Here is an 8140-nt window from a genome sequence, read left to right as displayed (position 1 = left end):
GCCTTGAAAGATGCACAAACTGGTCAGCTGATTGGCACTATCGAGTCGGTAGATGACAGCACGGAGAATGTCTTGTTTGAACTGGAAGGCGACACATTGATTCCCGCCAACGAGGATTTGATACAGCAAATAGATGCACAAAACAAAGAAATAACGATACAATTGCCTGACGGCTTGCTCGACTTATCAGACAAGTAAAGCTGTTCGGCACTTTTTCATAACGATCAATGAAGAAACAAATATGTATATTAGGCTCAACAGGCAGCATCGGTACACAAGCGCTTGATGTCATCGAGCAGCATGCCGACTTGTATGAAGCCTATTGCCTCACCGCCAACAACCGGTATGAAGAACTGGCTGTGCAAGCCCGAAAGTTCAAGCCAGCTGCGGTGGTTATCGCCAATGAAAGTCTGTACGAACCGCTCTGTCGGTTGTTGGATGACTGTCCTGAGGTGAAGGTTTATGCGGGTAAGGCAGCGCTTGATGAAATCGTACAGGCCGAACCGATAGATATGGTGCTAACGGCACTGGTTGGATTCGCTGGTCTTTCGCCAACCATCCAAGCCATCAAGGCGCACAAAAAAGTGTGTTTGGCCAACAAAGAAACGCTTGTCGTGGCGGGTGAACTGATTTGCAAGTTGGCTCAACAGTATCATGTACCTATTCTACCTGTCGATTCTGAACACAGTGCCATCTTCCAATCTCTGGTCGGTGAAGATGACAATGAGATTGAAAAGATATTGCTGACCGCCAGTGGGGGGCCTTTCCGCACGTTCACCCTGGAGCAGATGAAGAGCGTTACCGCTGCTGATGCGCTCAAACATCCAACGTGGGAAATGGGTGCCAAGATAACGATTGACTCGGCAACGATGATGAACAAGGGCTTCGAGGTCATCGAAGCTAAGTGGCTCTTCGGCGTTCCAGCCGAGAAGATACAGGTGCTGATTCACCCACAGAGCATCGTCCACAGCGCCGTTCAGTTCATAGATGGAGGTGTCAAGGCGCAACTCGGCGTGCCAGACATGCGTTTGCCAATACAATATGCTTTCTCGTTTCCCAAGCGATTGCATCTGGATGGCGCTCGCTTGGACATGTTCAAGCAGCCCTTGGAGTTCTTTGAGCCCGACTTCAAGAAGTTCAAATGCCTGGCGCTGGCCTATGAATCCATCCGTCAGGGTGGCAACATGCCCTGTGTGGTGAATGCTGCTAATGAGGTGGTGAACGAGGCTTTCCGACAAGGACGGTGTACTTACCTGGGCATGGCTGACGTCATTGAGAAAACCATGGAGCGTGTTGCTTTCGATGCCGCACCCACCTTTGAAACCTATGTCGAGACAGATGCGATGGCTCGCCGTATGGCTAACGAATTAATTACAAAATGATCATGGAGATACCAGGGTGCTTGTGTTCACAATCAAGTCCCTTTTAGCTCCGAAAACTCATCAAATAGAAATGGAAATATTCTTAATCAGGTTGCTCCAGTTTGTGCTGGCAATCTCCTTATTGGTCCTCTTGCACGAAGGCGGACACATGTTTTTTGCCAAGCTCTTCGGTGTAAGAGTTGAAAAGTTCTTTGTCTTTTTCGATGTCGGCATCGGCAAGTGGAAGGGCCATTTGTTCAGTTTTAAGCCCAAACATAGCGACACTACCTATGGAATGGGATGGCTTCCGTTGGGCGGTTATTGTAAGATAGCGGGTATGATAGACGAGAGTTTCGATACCGAACAGATGAAAAAGCCGGCCGAACCATGGGAGTTTCGCTCCAAACCCGCATGGCAACGCCTGCTCATCATGATTGGTGGCGTGACCGTCAACTTTCTCTTAGCTCTTTTTATCTATTCCATGGTGTTGTTTTATTGGGGCGAATCGTACGTTCTGGTCAAGGACATGACCCACGGAATGCGTTTCAATCAAGAAGCCAAGTCGTATGGATTTCAAGACCATGACATCCTTTTGGGTACCGACCAAGGTGCGTTCAAGGACTTCAATGCCGACGTTTATCGCGACTTGTCTACCGCCAAGCGGGTGGACATCATCCGCAATGGGAAGCACATGAGTATCAACTTGCCTGGCGACCTGAACCTGTTGTCCATGCTGAAGAGCACCCCTCGCTTCGTTACACCGTTTGTGTTGGCCGATGTAGACAGTGTCATGCCCGATGGAGCAGCGGCTAAAGTCGGTGTCAAAAAGGGTGATCGCATCGTTGCCATCAATGGTAAGCCGGTTGATTCTTGGAACGCTTTCCAAGACGAGGTGGGCGTGTTGAACGACCAACTCATGGCCGCCAAGACCTCGCAAGACAGCATGAAGATTCGAACGGCATCCATCGCGTTCATGCATCCGGGCGCCTCGAAAGCCGATACGGCGCAGGTTTTGTTGAGTAAAGATTTGCTTTTGGGCGTTGGGATGACGAGCATTTACTCGTATTATCAACCCACCAAGAAAGAATACGGCTTCTTCGAGAGCTTCCCGGCAGGTGCCAAATACGGTTGGCATGTGCTGGCAGGATATGTAGGCGACATGAAATATGTGTTTACCGCTGATGGTGCCAAGTCGTTAGGAGGCTTCGGTGCTATCGGAAGTCTGTTCCCTCCCGTATGGGATTGGCACATGTTCTGGCTCATGACGGCCTTCCTCAGCATTATTCTGGCTTTTATGAACATTCTTCCCATCCCCGCGTTGGATGGTGGACACGTACTCTTCCTGCTGTACGAGATGATTACTCGCCGCAAACCCAGTGAGACATTCATGATTCGTGCCGAATATATCGGCATTGGTATCTTACTGCTTTTGATGATCGTAGCCAACCTGAATGACGTATTGCGCTGGCTGGGAATCATCACCTACTAAGGCAATACGGCCTTAATCTATATGCGAAGAGGCAAGGTGCGCGAGATTGTTCGCACCTTGCCTCTTCGCCTTTTATGCTTATTTTGTAGGGTTCTATTCGTCACTTTACTTTCTTTCCCAAGAACATGAAAAGAAAGTAAAAGGCAACACCCGATATGAATCCGGCAATGGCGTCTATCACATAGTGGGCTTGGATGTACACCGTGGCCAGACAAAGAAACACGTAGAAGGGCACCAATAGCCAAAGTAGCTTGCGGTTGCGCGTGTGTCCAATCAACAACATGCATACCGTGGCGATGCCTACATGTGAACTTGGAAAGGCTGCCGTGGGACGTTCGCCTGCCGCTTTGGCTTCTTCCACCAAATGATAGAACAGTCCTTCTTGATAACCGGGACTAACCAAGCATTCTTGATGATAGTTGAAATAGTCGTTCACGCTTGGGAATATTCCTTTCGCCGCATTCTCCAGTCCGATGGCCTTGAAGTAGAACGTAGGTCCAACGACGGGCAATAAATCATAAATGGCATAGTAAGCGAAAAATGATGCGACGAGGACCCAGGTGCAACGTTGAAATTCTTTCTGTCGGCACACAAAGTAATAAAGAGCGGTGAGGGCTATCATTGGATAGTAAGAGGCATAGCCAAGATCAATCAGCTCGCTGAAAATGGGCGACGAAAACGCCTGGGAAAAGACCAATGCCGGCTGCATACCAAAGATGGCTTGCTCGCAACTGGCGAAAATATGGTCAAGATTGGGCAGCACCCGGTTCAACTCGTAGGTGTCTGGATACCACCATGCCAGCAGTCCCATCTGTGCGAAGATGCGGGCGGAGAGGGTCAGGCGGCAAGGCAGCAGACGGTACACTCCCCACAAAGCCAATGTCATGGCGGCCACTTGTATGCGCCCGATAATCATCGAATGTGGGTTGACCAGTTTGGTGTAGGTGAAGAATATCATCAAAAAGGTGAACCCCATGTAGGCAAACATGGCCCACTCGATAGGCAGAAGCCCGCGCTTGGGTTTCTTCTCGATGGAGAATAGTTCAGAAAAGAAGTATTTCATCAGAATGAGTTCATTAGTTTTTAGGGGCTGCTTTGCTGGAAAGCCAGTGATTCTCGCGATACCATTTAACGGTTTCTTTCACACCTTGTTCCAATTTGTAGTGTGGATGATACCCCAGCTCGTCCATGGTTGGCTCGATGTTACAGCGCCAGTTTCGTTGCCGTAGAATGTTGTATTTATCGTTGTTCAGCGCAATGGGCTTTCCCGTTTTTCTGCCTACGAGTTCACCGCACGCCGTGATAATGCGCAAGAGCCACAGCGGTGCTTTCAGGCGCACGCACCAAGGATTGCCCAACTCTTGGCGGATGAGGTCGCTGAAAGTGTCTGATTGGTATACCCCTCCATCGGTGAGGAAGTATTTGCGGCCACTCATGCCGCGGTCGATGGCCAGAAATACGGCCTGAACCACATCGAGGATGTACACGAACGTGATGTCTTGCCGACTGTATCCGGCTGCGAAATCCAGATGACGCGCAATGCTTTTAACCATCAGGAAATAATCTTTTTCGCGTGGACCGTAGATTCCTGTTGGCCGAAGAATGATGTATGGAAAGTCGTTTCCAATGGCATCGAGGTAGCGTTCGGCCTCCAGTTTGCTTTTACCATACGCCGTATTGGGTAGGGGAGTATCGTGCTCGTTGATTTCAGTAAACGGTTTCTGTTCCCTGATGGCGCCAAACACGCCCAGCGTACTGATGTAGATGAACCGCTTGATGGGCATCTTCAGTTTTAGAATGGCATTCACCAGGTGCTGGGTTCCTTCGGTGTTGACACGGTGAAAATCGTCCGGATGAACACATTTGGTGACGCCGGCGGCATGAACAACATAGTCGAACGCGTGCCCCTCGAGCTGTTGGACCAATTTCTCTTCCGACGAAAAGTCCAACTCAATGAAGTGAATGCGCTCATCCTGGAGGTATCGACGTGAACTGGATGGCCTGACAGCCGCCCAAACCTCCATACCCCGTTGTAAGGCTTCGTCTACAAGATGACTGCCGACGAACCCCGATGCACCAGTGATTAGAATGCTCATTGAAAAATTGTAATTACGCTGCAAAATTAGACAATTTTTCCGAATAATCGGTTTGTTCGGATAAAAAACGACTTCTTGCGCCACGGCTCTCTTTTGGAAGAAAGGTTGATGACGGTTAAAAACAAGTATCTGCATTTGTTTCAACAACCCATGTCAAGGGTGAAAGGAATCACCTTGTTCGCACGCAATGAACGCAATCGTTTGGACGAAAAAAGTGTATTTGCAAACGCATAACCATTCAGCTGAAAAAAACATGATATACCCCTGCATTTTAAACGCATTGACTTTGTCGGCCAAACCCATTGATATTGGAGCCCAAACCCATTGACTTTAGCGGCCAAACTCAATGAGATTGAATACCCATGTATTTTCATATCTTTGACAAACTTGTTTCTTTGTTATAATCTTTTGATAGCCAGTTGTTTGAGGTTTGCCTGCTGGATTTTCTCAAGTGAACCAGTATTGATGGTTTCAGCTGTCATCCGTCGTAAAACAAAAAAGGTGTATCAGCAATTTGACACACCTCATTTTATATGGGTTTCTTTATTCGTCAGGTTAGAAAGGCTATCCTATCTGACGCAAGAGATAGGCGCACTTTTCAGCATCCCCCGTGGTTTTGCCCTTGTCGCACGACAGCTTAACGCAATCGTGCCATTCGCGTTTCTCCGTGATTCTGCTGCGCGTAAGTTTCACGACGATGTTCATGGGTTCGGCATTCGCTACGTCACAGGTCAGAAAGGTACCCACGCCATAACTGTCTTGCATGCGTCCATCGACATATTTGTGTATCCGGATGGCCTTCTCAATGTCCAGTCCGTTGCTGTATACCACCTGTTTGGTTGCCGGGTTGATGCCCAGACTCTCATATTTCTCAATGATTTTGTCGGTCTGTTCATTCTCATCGCCACTGTCTACGCGCAGTCCTACGAACATCATCGCCATGCGCTTGGACAAGTTGTTGAAGAACACTTTGTCGCCGAAGCAGTCGTACAGATAGATGCCATTGTCGCCATCGTATACGTCACTGAACTTTTTCATCACGTTGAAGTTGCATTCAAAGACACCACTGACGTTCTCCTCAAACTGGATGAGCTGATGACTCATGGTGCCAATGGGCGTGAGGTGGTGCTTCATGGCCAGGTATACGTTGCTGGTTCCCGTGAATCGGCCCGACCAGCGGTGGTGTCCGTCCTCGTCATCGTAGCCACCTTGATCGTGCACCTCTTTCATCACGCGCAACACCATGTCGTGATGATCGAACGAGAAGCGCCGGCGCGTGCCCATGTCTCCCAGCACAAGACCATTCTTGAGAATCTCAACCGCTTTCTGTCGGGTGCGTTCAGCCTCACGTTTCGGGTCGTATGCGTCACGTTCTCCACGCAGATTGTGCATCAACTCAGACACGATGGCGAGGATAGGCATCTCCCACATGATGGCCGAATACCACTTGCCACGCACCGTAATGTCCAAATGCCCCTGCTCATCCTGTGACACGGTAACCTCGTGAGGATTGAAGCGATAGCCACGAAGGAAGGTGAAATACCATTTTGGAAGGTAATACATCTTTTCCTTCATGAACTCAATCTCCTCCGAGGTAATCATGACTTGCGGCATATAGCCCAATTGTTCTTCCACCAGAGCGGTGAACCCCTTCGGATAAACGGTGTCGTTGCGGTCAAAGAAGGTGTACTCAACCTCTGCGCGAGGATACTTCTGTAGGACGTAATATTGACAACTGAAGGTATAAGCGTCGTTGTCGGTGAGGTGACTGATAATCTGTTTCATCGTTTTTTCTTATGTTGTGTCTTTGGTAAAGATAGTGCAAGTCGAAGACAAAGAAAACTTGTTTGCTTTGTTGAGGTGCAGCCTATCTTATGCAAAGATAGTGCAAGTCGAAGACAAAGAAAACTTGTTTGCTTTGTTGAGGTGCAACCTATCTTTGGCAAAGATACGTTTTTCCTTGCAAAAATCATGTAAGTTGGTAGATTATTGATTGTTAACGAAATGTTTTTCGGATATTTTTCGGAAAACAGTACCTTTGCAAGTGGATTGTCATGGATATACTATAAAGGTATGTGTCGTGATCTATTTTCCCACTGTTCAACATTGATTTTTGATGAAACAACCCAAAATAAAAGCTTTATTTTTTGACATCGACGGCACGTTGGTGAGTTTTAAAACCCATAAGATACCCGCATCAACCACGGAAGCGCTGGAAAGAGCAAAGGAAAACGGCGTGGAAATATACATCTCTACGGGTCGTCCAACACCGCTCATCACCGTTTTGGGCGACATCGAACATTTGATAGACGGCTACATTACGTCCAATGGAGCCTACTGTTTTGCCCACAATGAGGACATTTGTCTGCACGCCATCCCCGCGAACGATGTTGAAACAATGGTGGATGAAGCCACCCGACAACATTTTTCCTGCGTGCTGGTAGGTACCAAGAACCTGTGTATTTACCAGCCAGACGAGAAGTTTCGACGCATCTTCGTGGACATGCTGCAAGTGAAAGCCTTTGAGCAAGGGGTCGCTATCGATGAGATTCTTAAAGAACCCATCCTGCAAATGAGTCCGTTCATCACGCCGCAGCAAGAAGAAACACTCATGCAAAAACTCACTGGGTGCCTCTCCGGCCGCTGGCATCCGGAGTTTACTGACGTTACGTCACGATGGGCCGACAAGGGACAGGGACTGCATGCCATGGCCCGTCACCTGGACTTCTCGGTGGAAGAGACGATGGCTTTTGGTGATGGCGGCAACGATATTTCCATCATCGGACAGGCTGCCGTTGGCGTGGCGATGGGCAATAGTGTGCCTGAATTGAAGAAAGTGGCCGACTACGTCACCACGTCGGTCGACGAAGATGGCGTGAAGAATGCGCTCGAACGATACGGCGTGATTTAAAAGCGGTACGTCCAACGACGGATTCTCGCATGCTGTTGCCTGCCTGTTCGTTTGCATCAGCATGCTGAGATGAACGGCTTCGGCTTTTCATTTTCCGCGGCTCATTCGTTTAAGGACAATGTTTTTTAACAACAAATGTAACAAATGTAACGAATGAAGTAAACAAGACAATGAACGCCAGCGTTCTGCGAATGAAACAAATCTGTCGACATGAACATGTCGCGTGTTTTTGCTAAATTCGTTATATTCGGTGAACGCTTGCGTTCATTGATTTCAAACAATT

At 48.4% G+C, this 8140-nt stretch carries 6 protein-coding genes and 1 pseudogene; 4 read left to right on the top strand and 3 right to left on the bottom strand.

Going from position 1 to position 8140, the window contains the following annotated elements; genetic code table 11:
* The 3 genes and pseudogenes from HMPREF0650_RS13275 to rseP form a co-directional block, all read left to right on the top strand.
* Positions 1–198 (top strand): annotated as a pseudogene (locus tag HMPREF0650_RS13275) (ribosome maturation factor RimM); the annotation flags it as partial.
* A 29-nt stretch (positions 199–227) separates the two neighbouring features.
* Positions 228–1382 carry a 1-deoxy-D-xylulose-5-phosphate reductoisomerase gene (locus HMPREF0650_RS07230; protein ID WP_004349588.1) on the top strand — a complete coding sequence of 385 codons (1155 nt, stop codon included), beginning with the start codon at positions 228–230 and terminating at the stop codon, positions 1380–1382.
* Positions 1383–1452: 70 nt separating this feature from the next.
* On the top strand, positions 1453–2850 hold the full coding sequence (gene rseP, locus HMPREF0650_RS07225) for an RIP metalloprotease RseP (protein WP_004349587.1): 1398 nt from the start codon (positions 1453–1455) through the stop codon (positions 2848–2850).
* A 100-nt stretch (positions 2851–2950) separates the two neighbouring features.
* On the opposite strand, the gene HMPREF0650_RS07220 is transcribed toward rseP, so the two are convergent.
* The 3 genes from HMPREF0650_RS07220 to pncB form a co-directional block, all read right to left on the bottom strand.
* Positions 2951–3913, bottom strand: a complete 963-nt coding sequence (locus HMPREF0650_RS07220; protein WP_004349585.1) for a phosphatase PAP2 family protein — start codon at positions 3911–3913, stop codon at positions 2951–2953.
* Positions 3914–3926: 13 nt separating this feature from the next.
* Positions 3927–4946 carry an NAD-dependent epimerase/dehydratase family protein gene (locus tag HMPREF0650_RS07215; protein WP_004349584.1) on the bottom strand — a complete coding sequence of 340 codons (1020 nt, stop codon included), beginning with the start codon at positions 4944–4946 and terminating at the stop codon, positions 3927–3929.
* Between the two features lie 564 nt (positions 4947–5510).
* The gene (gene pncB / locus HMPREF0650_RS07210) at positions 5511–6731 is read right to left on the bottom strand and encodes a nicotinate phosphoribosyltransferase (RefSeq protein ID WP_004349583.1); all 1221 of its coding nucleotides are present in this window, start codon (positions 6729–6731) and stop codon (positions 5511–5513) included.
* 331 nt (positions 6732–7062) lie between these two features.
* Between pncB and HMPREF0650_RS07200 the strand changes: the two genes are divergently transcribed.
* Positions 7063–7857: a Cof-type HAD-IIB family hydrolase gene (locus HMPREF0650_RS07200; protein ID WP_004349581.1), complete on the top strand. Its 795-nt coding sequence runs from the start codon at positions 7063–7065 to the stop codon at positions 7855–7857.
* Positions 7858–8140 lie beyond the last annotated feature (283 nt).

Source organism: Hoylesella buccalis ATCC 35310 (assembly GCF_000177075.1).
Lineage (GTDB): Bacteria > Bacteroidota > Bacteroidia > Bacteroidales > Bacteroidaceae > Prevotella > Prevotella buccalis.
The sequence above is the reverse complement of the archived record's forward strand: the minus strand, read 5'-3'. Positions and strand labels throughout refer to the sequence as shown.

What these genes read in the sequence shown, in the direction of transcription:
- HMPREF0650_RS07220 (WP_004349585.1), bottom strand. Translation starts at nt 3,913, where the DNA reads ATGAAATACTTCTTTTCTGAACTATTCTCCATCGAGAAGAAACCCAAG.
- HMPREF0650_RS07200 (WP_004349581.1), top strand. Translation starts at nt 7,063, where the DNA reads ATGAAACAACCCAAAATAAAAGCTTTATTTTTTGACATCGACGGCACG.
- pncB (WP_004349583.1), bottom strand. Translation starts at nt 6,731, where the DNA reads ATGAAACAGATTATCAGTCACCTCACCGACAACGACGCTTATACCTTC.
- HMPREF0650_RS07230 (WP_004349588.1), top strand. Translation starts at nt 228, where the DNA reads ATGAAGAAACAAATATGTATATTAGGCTCAACAGGCAGCATCGGTACA.
- HMPREF0650_RS07215 (WP_004349584.1), bottom strand. Translation starts at nt 4,946, where the DNA reads ATGAGCATTCTAATCACTGGTGCATCGGGGTTCGTCGGCAGTCATCTT.
- rseP (WP_004349587.1), top strand. Translation starts at nt 1,453, where the DNA reads ATGGAAATATTCTTAATCAGGTTGCTCCAGTTTGTGCTGGCAATCTCC.